The following is a 13,825-nucleotide window of genomic DNA, read 5'->3' as shown; positions in this document are numbered from 1 at the left end:
TCGCCGCAATGCAATCCGAGGGCGAGGAGGTCAGCGGTCCCGAGGCGGGCAGAGAGTCTTGGCTGCTCTGTCCGGTCCAGGTACCGCTACCTCGGCGAAGTTGAGTCGGCGACGCAGACGATCCGGATGGGGACGCCGAGGCCACCTCCATTGCTTAATTGGGTTTACGACTGCGCGTTGAGGTCCCTGGGCGAGGTTCGGCCCACCCCCGCGTGTGCGGGTAGCCCAGGCCGCGACGTGCCAAGGTTCGAAATAACAGCAAGAAGTGCGGACCACCCCCGTGCGTGCGGGGAGCGCGCTACAGTGCTTGGGGTGGCGACCCTAATAACTTGACGCATGTCTCACGATTGAATGAGCGACGTCGGGTACATAGTTTGCCGCCAACGAAAGAGCGGGATCACGCCCGGCAAGGCGTGACCCCGCGAGGACGGGTTCGCGAGACCCGGCCAACTGGCCGCGTATGCGGTCAGCGAAGGGTGACCAGGGACCGGCTACAGGCCATGGCGCCTCCTCCAGTCGCTGAACCAGTCGGCAACAGCCCGACCGGCCAACGCTGACAGGAAGGTGATCAAGACCTTTGCTGGTCCCTTCCCCTTGTCGCGAGACTCCCCGTCGTTCATGTGTGCCTCCAATGCACCAGTGGGAGTGGCATGACCACGAACTCATGTGCTGATGCTTGGAGTTGCACGCGCCGGACGGGCCGACATCGCAGAGATGACGATATGCCTTGCGGTCGAGCCGGAGGCTCACCTTCCCGGGAAGTCCTGAATTTCACCCCTTCTCCTATATACAGCCATTAGGCCCCTTGGATTGCGCGCTCGATGCGCCACAACGCGCGTACAGCGCGCGATGGAGAGTCGCGGCAATCTTCCATGCCGGGAATCTTCACAAGCGGAGGGAGAACGTTCGCCCTTGCACCGAATGTCAGCACCTCCTCTTACGATCCTCGCGATTGATCAGGAGGAGGGCGCGTGGTGGATGTAATCCGTCGCGGAGAACGGGGCAAGCAGAAGACGTGGCAATGGGTCATGGTTCTGACCGCGCAGCGAGGACTATGCACCTACTGTGGCCGGTCTCCTGCTACGACGATCGACCACGAGGAGCCCATCACTGATGGGGGAGCGGACATCTGGTGGAATTTCGTTCCGGCCTGCGATGACTGCAATCGCTGGAAGAGGGGCCGTAGCGCCAGGCGCTGGGTAGCGGACATGGACCTGCACCACAGGTACCCGAAGGTGGGCTTTGCAACGCGGGCTATGCCGCCCGCGGTCTACGCCGGCATCTCGAGGCGCGTGGAGCGTGTCCAGCGGGAGATAGCGGACATGGATCGCCGGGAGTGGTTCCGCCTGCACTATGGGAGTGAGCGGCATCGGAACAGAACTGAGTTGTCCGAGATCCTTGCGCGCTGCAAGGCGGAGTTGCGGGGGTACCCGCACTATCCCTGGCGCACACCGAGGCTCGGCACGTCACGGAATGTCTGTACGCGCTTGATGTGCTGCGGCTACCAGCACCCGAAGGCTGAGCACATGGTGGCCTTTCTGGAGCGTGAGGAGCGCGACGCCTTCCGACGAGCCGTCTTCAACGAGCGCGTCCACGAGGGGGATGTTCTGGGGCGGCTCATCAGGGAGTACCTCCTTGACAAAGCGTGTTGTGGCGACGATGGCGCGGCATAGTCATGCAGAGCGGCGGGATCAACCCCGACGTTCCGCCAGCGGCCTGCGTCAACGCAAGGTGAGACCGGGGCTGCGGCGGCACCCCGTCACCGCGGGACCGAGGCACAAGCCGAGCAGCTTACTGATTTCGGCGTTTTAGGGTCTGAGTAGTCGACAGTACTGCGCGCGGAGCTCACGGAGGCCGGTCTTACCGATCCCCGCCTCTACGGAATCGAAGGACCCGGCTGGGTGGCGGTCAAAGCCATCGAGAAGTACACCAGCGCCAACCTCATGGACACGGACATGTACGAAGCGGCCCTTGCCGCGGCGCGCATCGCGGAACCGCACGCGGCCCTCACCGACGCCTCCGCCCACATTCTCGCCATCACCGGGCCCTGACCGGTCTAGGGTGTCGCCTCATGACGCTGCTGATCGTGGGTGGGTCCGGGTTCCTGGGCACCGAGCTGGTCCGGCAAGCTGTATCGGCTGGGCGCCTGACGGCCGCGACCTATACGACCAGGCCCGGCAGTGCTCCGGGGGTTACTTGGCGCAGCCTCGACCTGCGGGATCCAGGGAGCGTGGATGCGGTCGTGGCCGAGGTGAACCCTCGCGTCATCGTCAATGCATCGAGCGGCGGGGCCGACTGGGCAGTCACAGCCGAGGGACCCGTCCGCCTCGCGATCGCCGCGGCGAAGGCCGGAAGCAGAATGATCCAGGTCTCCACCGACGCCGTCTTCTCCGGCAAGAGCCACGTTCCCTACGACGAACACTGCAGGCCCGACCCCATCACCCCGTACGGAGCGGCGAAGGCCGCCGCGGAAACGGTGCTTCTGCTCCATCCGGACGCCGCCGTGGCCCGCACCTCGCTGATCATCGGCGACGGACAGTCCGAGCACGAACGCACCGTCCACGAACTGGCCACCGGCACCCGCGAAGGCGTCCTCTTCACAGACGACTTCCGATGCCCGGTCCACGCGAGCGATCTGGCCGCAGCGCTCCTCGAACTCGCGTCGGGCGACACGACCGGCGTCCACCACCTCGGCGGGAACCAGGCTCTCAGCCGGCACGAGCTGGGCGTGCTCATCGCCCGACGCGACGGACTCGACGCATCGCGACTGCCCACCGGCCTACGGGCCGACAGCGCCCTTCCCGGGCCCCTCGACATCCGCCTCGACAGCCGCTCGACACAGCGCAAGTTGCGCACCACGCTGCGCGGCGCGCACCAGTTTCTCGCCCCCACGGCCTGGACGCCGCAGCCCGCCGACCGCGCGCCACGCGGGCGCCGGTAGAAGGACGACACACGCGCAGTTCGGCGAGAGCGTATCGGGCGCTTCGGCATCGACGCCGAATACGACTGATGCGGCCAGCCATGGGGATCCGCCACTGTCGTGAGAGTGATCAACCCCAACGGACAGTTGGAACAGGGTTGAGAGCGCCAGGTCACAGCGCTGGCCTCTGAAACGCGCCGCGAGATTCTACACCTCGTGGTCGGGTAGGTGCGGCGCATTACTGCGCCGCACCCCCCTCAGAACCGGACGTGCACCTCACAGCGCATCCGGCTCAGGCGGGCCGCGGCTCGCGATCTAGATTCCTTTTCGGTGGTCCTCAGCATGGAGTTGCTGATGACACAACGTGTGCCGCACCTCCAGATTGGTGGTTTCGTCTGTACCTCCGTCACGTCGGTACGTCTTGTGGTGAATATGGATCCCCCGAAGGTTCGCCGTAAACCACTTCGCCCAGTCGTTAACATCGTCTGGGTCGTACCCCGCGCCTTCGATCAAGTCGAGGCCACACCCCGGGCATAGTCCCTTTTGGCGGGCTGCCAGGTTGAGAATCCTTTTGGATTCTGTCTGCGGCAGCCGCTTTCGGGATCTGGCGGCCCAGTAGCTTGCCAGTGTCGCATCGTCTTTGGAGGAGTCCCCCTTGACGATGGTGTGGCGAACAATCTTCGTCCAAGAGAACTTGGTCAGATGGCGTTCTGAGGTTCCGAACACCCATCTGTCGTTCCGACCTGTTTGGCGCTTCCCCCAGTAGTGGTAAGCAACCCATGCCCAGGATTTACGGCGATGGCTCTTGAGGGCCCATCGCCGCAGGATCGTGAACATGTAGTTGTCCAGGTCGGCAAAGGTCTTCTTGGAAACGACTGGTTGGTAGTACGTTGCCCATCCTCGGATCAAGGGGTTGAGGCGAGTGATCAGCATTTCTGCTGATCCTCCCTGTGATTCCTTGACGATGGTGCGCAACTTTGCCTTCAGTCGTTGTACGGCTTCCTTGCTCGGCGTGATGATCAGCTTTCCGTTGAACTTCCGGACGGTGCAACCCAAGAAGTCGAATCCTTCGTCGACATGGACCACGCGGGTCTTCTCATCGTTAAAGGACAGACCTCTCGGGGAGAGCCATACCGATAGTTTTTCCTTGAGCTGCCATGCTTCGTCCTCCGTGCGACAGAAGATCACCAAGTCGTCGGCGTACCGAACTAAGGCTGGAGCGCCTGCCATCTTTACCCGCATGCTCCGGGGTAAGTTGGCTCCGATGGCGTCTCCCATCCCATGCAGAGCAATATTTAGGAGCAACGGGCTGATGACTCCCCCTTGTGGGGTGCCTTCCTCCGTGCGGGAGTATGTCCCTCGCTCCATAACACCTGCCTTCAACCACTCGCGCACCTGCTGTCTGGCCGGGAAGTTTCCCAACCTGCCCATCAGTGCGTCGTGGTTGATGCGGTCGAAGGCGGCCGACAGGTCCGCGTCCAACACCCACAATCTTTTCGCCCGCTTCAGGGAGGCAATCTTGAAGATGCTGTCGATGGCGTCGTGGCAGCCACGACCGGGACGGAAGCCGTAGCTTCGGGCCTCGAATCGTGCTTCCCACTCCGGCTCCAGGGCATTTTTCGCCCTGGCCTGCTGCACCCGGTCAGCGATGACCGGGATACCAAGAGGCCGCTTCTTTCCGTTGGCTTTAGGGATGTATACACGTTTGACAGGCTTGGCTGCGGACGCAGGCTCGGCCAGTAGCGTCCTGGCTAACTTGCCCCGACGTTCCGGGGTAAGTGCCGTCTGTCCGTCGATTCCTGCTGTCTTCTTTCCGGTGCTCCGCTGCGTTACGCGCCGGACGCTCGTGAGCGTGTTAGCCCGTGACCGCAGCATGAGCTTTTGCAGGTTACGTACCTGCTTCAGGTTTCCGTCTCGCGATGCCTTGTAGATCCTCTGGCGCAATTTCCTTACAGCGCCCTCTTCTTGGCCCCAGTCGATGCTGTGCCAGAAGTCGCTGTCCCCGACTCCGTTCGTCAGGGCCGTAGCGCTGTCCACCATGACCATTGCCTTGCCCTTCCGTCTAACTTGCATCAAGGGTGCGGGATTTTGCCCGTGTTCACTACATGGCCTACCAAGTCCACGTCTGCACACGTTTCCGTGCCGAGCATTGCCCGGTATCCGCCGGGTTATAGCCGGAGGGAGAGAGTTCCCTGTGTCCGGCCTTTCCCCTGGGCTTTCGCCCCAGCGGCTTTCGCTTCTTGGACTTTCCTGTTCCCGTGGGGGATTTGGGCCATCGTTACCTCTGGCTTACCGACGACAAGGCCGGACCCACACGGGGTTTCCGCGTTCCGCAACTACTAGTTGCTCCCTGGGAGGACGCCCTCTCTGACCCGATCCCCACGGTGACCTACACGCGAGCTGGTTCGCTCGTGTCCCCACCCAAGTGAGACAGTGCCGTGTGACGCGATTCCAACGTCAGGGATTTCCACCGCCGATTTCCTGGCCATAGACGCGGTGTATCTGTAACGAGTCTTAATTACGAGGGTTCACTTCCGTTCGTCCTTCAGGGATTCCCCTTCGCCTGTTGCTTGCGATGGCTCCGCTCGCTCTTGGGCTTGACCCCCCTGGCTTAGCACCCCGCCGTTACCGACAGCGCACCCAGAGGTGGGGACTGGCCTTCGGTCACTGGCCAGGGCCGGCTTCTCCTCTCCTTCGTGGCCGGCCACTAGTTGGTTGCCACCTCGCGTCGCACTGGGATCTCAGATTCCGTGGCCGAATCTCACGACCAACGGCCACCCAGTGGCCGATCAGCCGCAACCAGAGACTGGCTTGGTTAGACGGGCGCGGCATGGATCAGACGTCACCTTGGGAAAAGACAGTGACGGTGTCAGGGTCTGCTCCTATCTTCAGACCATGACCGTCACCGCACGGCGGGAGCTGGTGAGCCCGGCCACCCGCAACGCCTTCCGCTCTCTGGCCACGGACCTGACCGTCCGGATTGTCGCCGAACTGTGGGAGGACCACGGGTTCGCGCCCATCCCGCCAGATGAGCTGAAGTACCAGGACGCAGGCCAGCGGCGGACTGAATTCATGCTCTACGCGGAGGGCGTGGACTGGTCGGATCCGAACCAGGTTCGACGTGTACTCCTGGTCTTCGAGGACTTCATCCGCGCATACCGGAACCCGGAGGATCAGGGAACTCCGAAGTGGCTTGACGACATCAGGGTCCGCTTGGAGCGGGACGGCTTCACTCTCGATAAGGAGGGGAGGATCTCCTGGTCCAACCCGCCAGTGCTGGTCCGCGACCTCAGCACCCTGAGCGACGCCTCCGGCATCACGATCGAGTTGGAGCGCATTCGGAGGGACCTCACCACCGATCCCCATGGGGCCATCGGCGCGGCCAAGCAACTCATCGAGGCAACGGCGAAGACCGCTCTTGGGGAGCTGAACATCGAGGTCGACCGGAACGCGGCGCTCCCAGCCTTGATCAGCACGGTCCAGAAGGCGCTGAAGCTCGACGCTGGCTCGGCTCCCGATGGGCCCGACGGCAGCAAGGCCGTGAAGAGAATCCTTTCGGGCTCGGTGAACATCGCAGTCGGCGTCGCCGAACTGCGCAACCAGGGCTTCGGCAGCGGTCACGGTCAGGCGAGCGCACCGTCTGGGCTTGGAGTGCGTCATGCCCGCCTGACGGTCAATGCTTCCGTGACCTGGTGCGAGTTGATCCTCGACACGCTCTCGGACCCCGCCGCGCCGTGGCGCAAGACCAAGGTCTGATCACTTCGCGAAGAGGGCTAGGTTTCGGGGTGGAGCAGATCGCGCCACCCCGCAGGCGTGACTTCAGCTCGCCAACTTGGACCTCCCGCCCACCGGTCCCGGCGGGCCGACTACACCCTGAGGAAATGCCCCGGCCGTGAGACGGACCGGCTGTGCCATCAACTTGAGACAGCGTAAGAGCTGCTGGTCAGCAGGGACGGCCTGTACCACGAGCGGCGAGATCCTACACATGATGGTCGCGTGCTGAGCGGCTGTAGGGCCGACAGCACGGCGACGTACCAGGAACTATCCGCGGTAGGCACCGAGGGCTGTGAGATACAGGGCGCAGGCGGTGCCGGTTGCGCTAGCGCCGACGAGCAGAGCCAGGGCAGGGCGGGTGCCGCCGCACCAGGCGGTAAAGGCGGCGGCACAACCAATGTGCAGGGCCACGGATAGTGCCAGCAGCAGCATCAGCACCTGGAGCGTGGACATGACGGTGTCTCCCCTTTGATGAATGGCCCCTCGGGCATGGACCGGTTGGGATGGACCTTGGCTGTCCGAGGGCGTGTCCTGCTGCCGTCTGCCGCGTAGTTGGACAGATCCGCTGCAGGACTGCTGGTGGCGGGCCTACGCTTCCGGTGTCCGGCAGTGTCCGGTCCGGGCGTCACACGGAACGAGGCTGGGGAGAATGCCGGACATCTTCGAGGATCTGCGCCGTGTGGGCGTGCTCAAGCGGGGCCGACTGGGTGGGCAGCCATCCGACCGTGCCCTGTCCCAGGTCCCTGACCCGCCCGTGTCCCGGAACCAGGTCGGCGAGTGGCTGCGCGGGAAGCACTTCCCGCGGCGGCTGGATGCGCTACTGGCCATCGTCCGGCGGATCCGGATCGAGGCTAAAGCAGCGGGCGTCCTGGCCGACCGATTCGATGATGCCGTGCGTGAGACCGTGGCCGATCTGTTGGATGACGGCCGCTGGCGCAGTACATGGGAGGCCGAACAAAGGCGCCGCATCAAAGCGGATCGGGAGGCGGTGATACGGCAGCAGGCCCAGGCGGCGCTGGAACAAGAAGAGCAGCAGGCGCGGAGGGCCGCGCTGGCGGACCGTGTCCGCCCCATCCGGACCTGGCCCCCGCGACGGCTCGGAGTGCACCCTGCCATTCCCGGGCACCATGCGGGTCACGGCGGAGCCCGGTTCCTCCTGCCCCGCTACGTGCCCCGCCCCCACGATGCCGAATTGCGTACGTGCGTGAAGGCTGCCGTCGCCGACGCAGCGCCACCGCTGCTGGTCGTGGTGCGAGGAGAGTCCTGCACCGGCAAGACCCGCAGCGCCTTCGAGGCCCTTGGGGCGGTGCCGGACGATTTTCACCTGCTCTTTCCCGCCGATGCCGACGGTCTTCTAGCTGCTCTCGCCGCCAGCGCGCTGGGCCCGCGCACCGTGCTGTGGCTGGACGAGGTTCAGGACTACCTGACCAATCCTGCGGGTGAGGACGTCGCCGCCGCTCTGCTGCGCCGCCTCGACACCGACGGCCCTCTCATCGTCATTGCGACCCTGTGGCCCGACCATCACAAGACCCTGACCCACAAGCCTGATCCGGACGAGGACGATCCGCACCGGCACGCCCGCAAACTCCTAGCACAGGCCCACTTCATTGATCTCCCGCGTACCTTCGCCAACAACATCGATGCAGTTCGTGACGCGGCCGACCATGACCGGTCGCTGGCCGCAGCCATGGAAGCCGGCGGCGCCGACCTGACGCAGGCGCTGGCTGCTGGACCGGACCTGGTCAGCCACTACGAGAGCCCCACGGGCCTCCATGGTGTCTACGGCAGAGCCCTGATGGCAGTGGCTATGGACGCCCACCGGCTGGGGGCCGCTGGCACGTTGCCCCTCGCCTTTCTCGAAGCCGCCGCCCCCGGCTACCTCACTGACAACGAGCGCGCCGAAGCCGACACCGACTGGTTCACCGGCGCGCTCGCCTACACCCGTACCCTCATCAAACGCACCACCAGGCCCATGCAGGATGTCCCGCGGGCCTCGGGGATGGGCGCGCAGCCCGGCGTGGTCCGCCTCGCCGACTACCTCCGGCAATACGGCCGTCGCACTCGCCAGGTCCTGTGCCCGCCCGCCTCTTTCTGGAACGCCGCGGCCGAACACCTCACCATGGCGTCCGACCTCAACCACCTCGCTGGCGCCGCTCGCGCGCGACACCGGTACCGCCACGCCGCATCGCTGTACTGTGCCGCCGCCGACGCTGGATTCCCCGACGCCCTATGGGGGCTGGCTCAGATGCGGGAGAGAGCGGGAGACCGGGAGCACGCCGAACGGCTCATCCATGGAGCCGCCCACGCCGGACACGCCGAGGCCCTCCACCGTCTAGCGCAGATGCGGGAGAACGCTGGGGACCGGGAGCACGCCGAACGACTCGTCCATCGAGCCGCCCACGCCGGACACGCCGAGGCCCTCCACCGTCTAGCGCAGATGCGGGAGAACGCTGGGGACCGGGAGCACGCCGAACGGCTTGCCCATCGAGCCGCCCTTTCTGGGGAACCCAACGTTCTGTGGGCTCTCGCGAGGATGAGGGAAGAGGCAGGACGCCGGGAAGATGCCGAACGGCTCACCTATCAGGCGGCCCAGGCCGGACACGACCGCGCCCTGGGGAATCTGGCCCAGATGCGAGAATGGGCGGGAGACCAAGAGGACGCCGAACGGCTCTACCATGCCGCCGCTGACGCAGGAGATGCTTCCGCCCTGCGGAATCTCGCGCTGCGGCGGGAGACTGCGGGTGACCGGGAGGAGGCCGAACGGCTCGCCCATCAGGCCGCCCACGCCGGATACATCCACACCCTGGGGAATCTGGCCCAGATGCGAGAAAGGGCGGGAGACCAAGAGGACGCCGAACGGCTCTACCATGCCGCCGCCCACGCCGGAGACGCCGACTCCGTGGGATGGCTGGCGCAGATGCACGAAACGGCCGGGAACCGAGAAGACGCCGAACGGCTCGCCCATCAGGCCGCCCACGCCGGACACCCCACCGCCCTAGAAGTGTTGGCGCAGATGCGCGAAACGGCCGGGAACCGAGAAGACGCCGAACGGCTCGCCCATCAGGCCGCCCACGCCGGACACCCCACCGCCCTAGTAGCGTTGGCGCAGATGCGCGAAACGGCCGGAAACCGAGAAGACGCCGAACTGCTGTACCGTGCCGCTGCTGGCGCCGGATACGCAGGCGCCTGGTGGAATCTGGTGTGGATGCGAGAGGAGGCCGGGGACCAGGAAACTATCGAGCACCTGTGCCGCGCTCTCCCCCACCCTATCCCTGACAGCGTGGGAGCTCTGGCGGAAGAGTGGGAAGAGGCTGGGCACCCGGAAGCTGCTGAACGGCTTTGCCGCACCGCCGCCGACGCCGGATACCGCGACGCCCTGTGGGGGCTGGCACATATACGGAAAGAACCGAAGGACACGTATCAGCGCTATGGTCTTGAACCAGACGGCACTCTGGCCCAACCGTGGCCGTGGCCAGAACCACGTGCCGCTGCTGGCGTGCCGTAGACAGCGTGTTGGAGACCGAGGATCTGACATGGACCGGTGACCCAACTACCGGACGCAGCGCACGACAGCCCGATGGCCTCCAACCCCAGACGATCGGCCTTGCCTTCGCGATGGCAGACAGTGTCGTGCTCTTGGACGGTTACCGCCTCGGCCAACTCGCTGATCACCACAGGCGCGCCCGTGCCTCTCGGCACGCGCCACGCCGCACCCCGACGGCATCCGGGGACAACAAGCCCAGCAGCCTGGCGACGATCCCGAGGATTCGGACACGAGCGTGAGACTGACGGGCCTGACCCTGTGTGAGACACCGTGAGAAGCCGCAGGTCCCAGCCCCACTGGGGGACACCAGCTGCGAGACCCTACAGACAGCTGGTCGGGTAGGTGCGGCGCATTACTGCGCCGCACCCCCCTCAGAACCGGACGTGCACCTCACAGCGCATCCGGCTCAGGCGGGCCGCGGCTCGCGATCTAGATTCCTTTTCGGTGGTCCTCAGCATGGAGTTGCTGATGACACAACGTGTGCCGCACCTCCAGATTGGTGGTTTCGTCTGTACCTCCGTCACGTCGGTACGTCTTGTGGTGAATATGGATCCCCCGAAGGTTCGCCGTAAACCACTTCGCCCAGTCGTTAACATCGTCTGGGTCGTACCCCGCGCCTTCGATCAAGTCGAGGCCACACCCCGGGCATAGTCCCTTTTGGCGGGCTGCCAGGTTGAGAATCCTTTTGGATTCTGTCTGCGGCAGCCGCTTTCGGGATCTGGCGGCCCAGTAGCTTGCCAGTGTCGCATCGTCTTTGGAGGAGTCCCCCTTGACGATGGTGTGGCGAACAATCTTCGTCCAAGAGAACTTGGTCAGATGGCGTTCTGAGGTTCCGAACACCCATCTGTCGTTCCGACCTGTTTGGCGCTTCCCCCAGTAGTGGTAAGCAACCCATGCCCAGGATTTACGGCGATGGCTCTTGAGGGCCCATCGCCGCAGGATCGTGAACATGTAGTTGTCCAGGTCGGCAAAGGTCTTCTTGGAAACGACTGGTTGGTAGTACGTTGCCCATCCTCGGATCAAGGGGTTGAGGCGAGTGATCAGCATTTCTGCTGATCCTCCCTGTGATTCCTTGACGATGGTGCGCAACTTTGCCTTCAGTCGTTGTACGGCTTCCTTGCTCGGCGTGATGATCAGCTTTCCGTTGAACTTCCGGACGGTGCAACCCAAGAAGTCGAATCCTTCGTCGACATGGACCACGCGGGTCTTCTCATCGTTAAAGGACAGACCTCTCGGGGAGAGCCATACCGATAGTTTTTCCTTGAGCTGCCATGCTTCGTCCTCCGTGCGACAGAAGATCACCAAGTCGTCGGCGTACCGAACTAAGGCTGGAGCGCCTGCCATCTTTACCCGCATGCTCCGGGGTAAGTTGGCTCCGATGGCGTCTCCCATCCCATGCAGAGCAATATTTAGGAGCAACGGGCTGATGACTCCCCCTTGTGGGGTGCCTTCCTCCGTGCGGGAGTATGTCCCTCGCTCCATAACACCTGCCTTCAACCACTCGCGCACCTGCTGTCTGGCCGGGAAGTTTCCCAACCTGCCCATCAGTGCGTCGTGGTTGATGCGGTCGAAGGCGGCCGACAGGTCCGCGTCCAACACCCACAATCTTTTCGCCCGCTTCAGGGAGGCAATCTTGAAGATGCTGTCGATGGCGTCGTGGCAGCCACGACCGGGACGGAAGCCGTAGCTTCGGGCCTCGAATCGTGCTTCCCACTCCGGCTCCAGGGCATTTTTCGCCCTGGCCTGCTGCACCCGGTCAGCGATGACCGGGATACCAAGAGGCCGCTTCTTTCCGTTGGCTTTAGGGATGTATACACGTTTGACAGGCTTGGCTGCGGACGCAGGCTCGGCCAGTAGCGTCCTGGCTAACTTGCCCCGACGTTCCGGGGTAAGTGCCGTCTGTCCGTCGATTCCTGCTGTCTTCTTTCCGGTGCTCCGCTGCGTTACGCGCCGGACGCTCGTGAGCGTGTTAGCCCGTGACCGCAGCATGAGCTTTTGCAGGTTACGTACCTGCTTCAGGTTTCCGTCTCGCGATGCCTTGTAGATCCTCTGGCGCAATTTCCTTACAGCGCCCTCTTCTTGGCCCCAGTCGATGCTGTGCCAGAAGTCGCTGTCCCCGACTCCGTTCGTCAGGGCCGTAGCGCTGTCCACCATGACCATTGCCTTGCCCTTCCGTCTAACTTGCATCAAGGGTGCGGGATTTTGCCCGTGTTCACTACATGGCCTACCAAGTCCACGTCTGCACACGTTTCCGTGCCGAGCATTGCCCGGTATCCGCCGGGTTATAGCCGGAGGGAGAGAGTTCCCTGTGTCCGGCCTTTCCCCTGGGCTTTCGCCCCAGCGGCTTTCGCTTCTTGGACTTTCCTGTTCCCGTGGGGGATTTGGGCCATCGTTACCTCTGGCTTACCGACGACAAGGCCGGACCCACACGGGGTTTCCGCGTTCCGCAACTACTAGTTGCTCCCTGGGAGGACGCCCTCTCTGACCCGATCCCCACGGTGACCTACACGCGAGCTGGTTCGCTCGTGTCCCCACCCAAGTGAGACAGTGCCGTGTGACGCGATTCCAACGTCAGGGATTTCCACCGCCGATTTCCTGGCCATAGACGCGGTGTATCTGTAACGAGTCTTAATTACGAGGGTTCACTTCCGTTCGTCCTTCAGGGATTCCCCTTCGCCTGTTGCTTGCGATGGCTCCGCTCGCTCTTGGGCTTGACCCCCCTGGCTTAGCACCCCGCCGTTACCGACAGCGCACCCAGAGGTGGGGACTGGCCTTCGGTCACTGGCCAGGGCCGGCTTCTCCTCTCCTTCGTGGCCGGCCACTAGTTGGTTGCCACCTCGCGTCGCACTAGGGTCTCAAATTTCGTGTCGGAATCTCACGGTCGATGTCGGGTTGAAGTCGGATCCGACACCGAGCTGAGATTCGCAGGTCGCTGCCGTACCTCGTTCGGGTGAAAGCGTTGCTGGTGTGCTCCCGTCGGCGTGTTGGACGGGAGCATCGTGGTGCCGAGGGCAACTCCAACCCGGGAGTGGGGATGGAAGCGACGGTCAGCTTTCGTGGGCACGGTGGCGGGGTTGAAGAGTTTTCCTGGGCGTCAGTGGCACCAGCGTTGCTGCAGACGGCTCATCCGTGGCGGACGTTCCGCTGGTACAGGGACCAGACGCACTACTCGGGCACCTACTGGTCGGCGACGATGCGCGACCACGTGATCTACGAGTCACGGCTTGAGCTGTCGCGCCTTCTCTTCGCCGATTTTAATCCGTCCGTACGCGCCATCGTGGCTCAGCCCTTCCTGCTGCAGACCGTGCTGGAGGGGAAGGTGCGTCGGCACATCCCGGACTATCTCCTGCTCACCGGGCAGGTGCCGGTGGTTGTCGACGCCAAGCCGTTGCACCGAATGTCCAAACCGGAGGTGGCGTTCACCTTCAGCTGGACCCGGAGGGTGGTGGAATCGCGGGGATGGAATTACGAGGTCTGGAGTGAGCCTCCGGCCACGGAGCTGGAGAACATTCGGTTCCTGGCGGGCTACCGCAGGGATTGGCTGTTCAGCTCCAAGATTCTGGAAGAGCTGCAGGATGCGGATCTCA

At 64.0% G+C, this 13,825-nt stretch carries 8 protein-coding genes and 2 pseudogenes; 7 read left to right on the top strand and 3 right to left on the bottom strand.

Going from position 1 to position 13,825, the window contains the following annotated elements; all coding sequences use genetic code 11:
• Positions 1-1,028: 1,028 nt before the first annotated feature.
• The 4 genes and pseudogenes from AB0I77_RS15565 to AB0I77_RS15550 form a co-directional block, all read left to right on the top strand.
• Positions 1,029-1,163 (top strand): annotated as a pseudogene (locus AB0I77_RS15565) (HNH endonuclease); the annotation flags it as partial.
• Between the two features lie 45 nt (positions 1,164-1,208).
• Positions 1,209-1,673: a hypothetical protein gene (locus AB0I77_RS15560; RefSeq protein ID WP_363283264.1), complete on the top strand. Its 465-nt coding sequence runs from the start codon at positions 1,209-1,211 to the stop codon at positions 1,671-1,673.
• Between the two features lie 228 nt (positions 1,674-1,901).
• The gene (locus AB0I77_RS15555) at positions 1,902-2,051 is read left to right on the top strand and encodes a hypothetical protein (protein WP_363283071.1); all 150 of its coding nucleotides are present in this window, start codon (positions 1,902-1,904) and stop codon (positions 2,049-2,051) included.
• Positions 2,052-2,071: 20 nt separating this feature from the next.
• The gene (locus tag AB0I77_RS15550; protein WP_363283070.1) at positions 2,072-2,941 is read left to right on the top strand and encodes a sugar nucleotide-binding protein; all 870 of its coding nucleotides are present in this window, start codon (positions 2,072-2,074) and stop codon (positions 2,939-2,941) included.
• Positions 2,942-3,235: 294 nt separating this feature from the next.
• Here AB0I77_RS15550 and ltrA (AB0I77_RS15545) read toward each other — a convergent pair whose 3' ends face one another.
• A complete protein-coding gene (gene ltrA / locus AB0I77_RS15545) occupies positions 3,236-4,960 on the bottom strand; it encodes a group II intron reverse transcriptase/maturase (protein WP_363283066.1) in 1,725 nt (574 codons plus the stop codon).
• Between the two features lie 741 nt (positions 4,961-5,701).
• Here ltrA (AB0I77_RS15545) and AB0I77_RS15540 point away from each other — a divergent pair.
• Positions 5,702-6,676, top strand: a complete 975-nt coding sequence (locus tag AB0I77_RS15540; RefSeq protein WP_363283069.1) for an abortive infection family protein — start codon at positions 5,702-5,704, stop codon at positions 6,674-6,676.
• A gap of 285 nt (positions 6,677-6,961) precedes the next feature.
• Here AB0I77_RS15540 and AB0I77_RS15535 read toward each other — a convergent pair whose 3' ends face one another.
• The gene (locus tag AB0I77_RS15535) at positions 6,962-7,147 is read right to left on the bottom strand and encodes a hypothetical protein (protein WP_363283068.1); all 186 of its coding nucleotides are present in this window, start codon (positions 7,145-7,147) and stop codon (positions 6,962-6,964) included.
• Between the two features lie 196 nt (positions 7,148-7,343).
• On the opposite strand from AB0I77_RS15535, the gene AB0I77_RS15530 reads away from it, so the two are divergent.
• Entirely contained in the window at positions 7,344-10,199 is a 2,856-nt protein-coding gene (locus tag AB0I77_RS15530) for a sel1 repeat family protein (protein WP_363283067.1), read from the top strand.
• A 468-nt stretch (positions 10,200-10,667) separates the two neighbouring features.
• Here AB0I77_RS15530 and ltrA (AB0I77_RS15525) read toward each other — a convergent pair whose 3' ends face one another.
• On the bottom strand, positions 10,668-12,392 hold the full coding sequence (gene ltrA, locus AB0I77_RS15525; RefSeq protein ID WP_363283066.1) for a group II intron reverse transcriptase/maturase: 1,725 nt from the start codon (positions 12,390-12,392) through the stop codon (positions 10,668-10,670).
• Between the two features lie 880 nt (positions 12,393-13,272).
• Here ltrA (AB0I77_RS15525) and AB0I77_RS15520 point away from each other — a divergent pair.
• Positions 13,273-13,812, top strand: a pseudogene (locus tag AB0I77_RS15520) (TnsA-like heteromeric transposase endonuclease subunit); the annotation flags it as partial.
• Positions 13,813-13,825 lie beyond the last annotated feature (13 nt).

The organism is Streptomyces sp. NPDC050619, assembly GCF_040654815.1.
In the GTDB taxonomy this organism is placed as follows: Bacteria; Actinomycetota; Actinomycetes; order Streptomycetales; family Streptomycetaceae; genus Streptomyces.
This window is presented reverse-complemented; position numbering and strand designations above follow the sequence as displayed.

Coding starts and splice junctions, on each gene's coding strand:
- AB0I77_RS15550 (WP_363283070.1), top strand. CDS start 2,072: ATGACGCTGCTGATCGTGGGTGGGTCCGGGTTCCTGGGCACCGAGCTG.
- ltrA (WP_363283066.1), bottom strand. CDS start 12,392: ATGGTGGACAGCGCTACGGCCCTGACGAACGGAGTCGGGGACAGCGAC.
- ltrA (WP_363283066.1), bottom strand. CDS start 4,960: ATGGTGGACAGCGCTACGGCCCTGACGAACGGAGTCGGGGACAGCGAC.
- AB0I77_RS15530 (WP_363283067.1), top strand. CDS start 7,344: ATGCCGGACATCTTCGAGGATCTGCGCCGTGTGGGCGTGCTCAAGCGG.
- AB0I77_RS15535 (WP_363283068.1), bottom strand. CDS start 7,147: ATGTCCACGCTCCAGGTGCTGATGCTGCTGCTGGCACTATCCGTGGCC.
- AB0I77_RS15560 (WP_363283264.1), top strand. CDS start 1,209: ATGGACCTGCACCACAGGTACCCGAAGGTGGGCTTTGCAACGCGGGCT.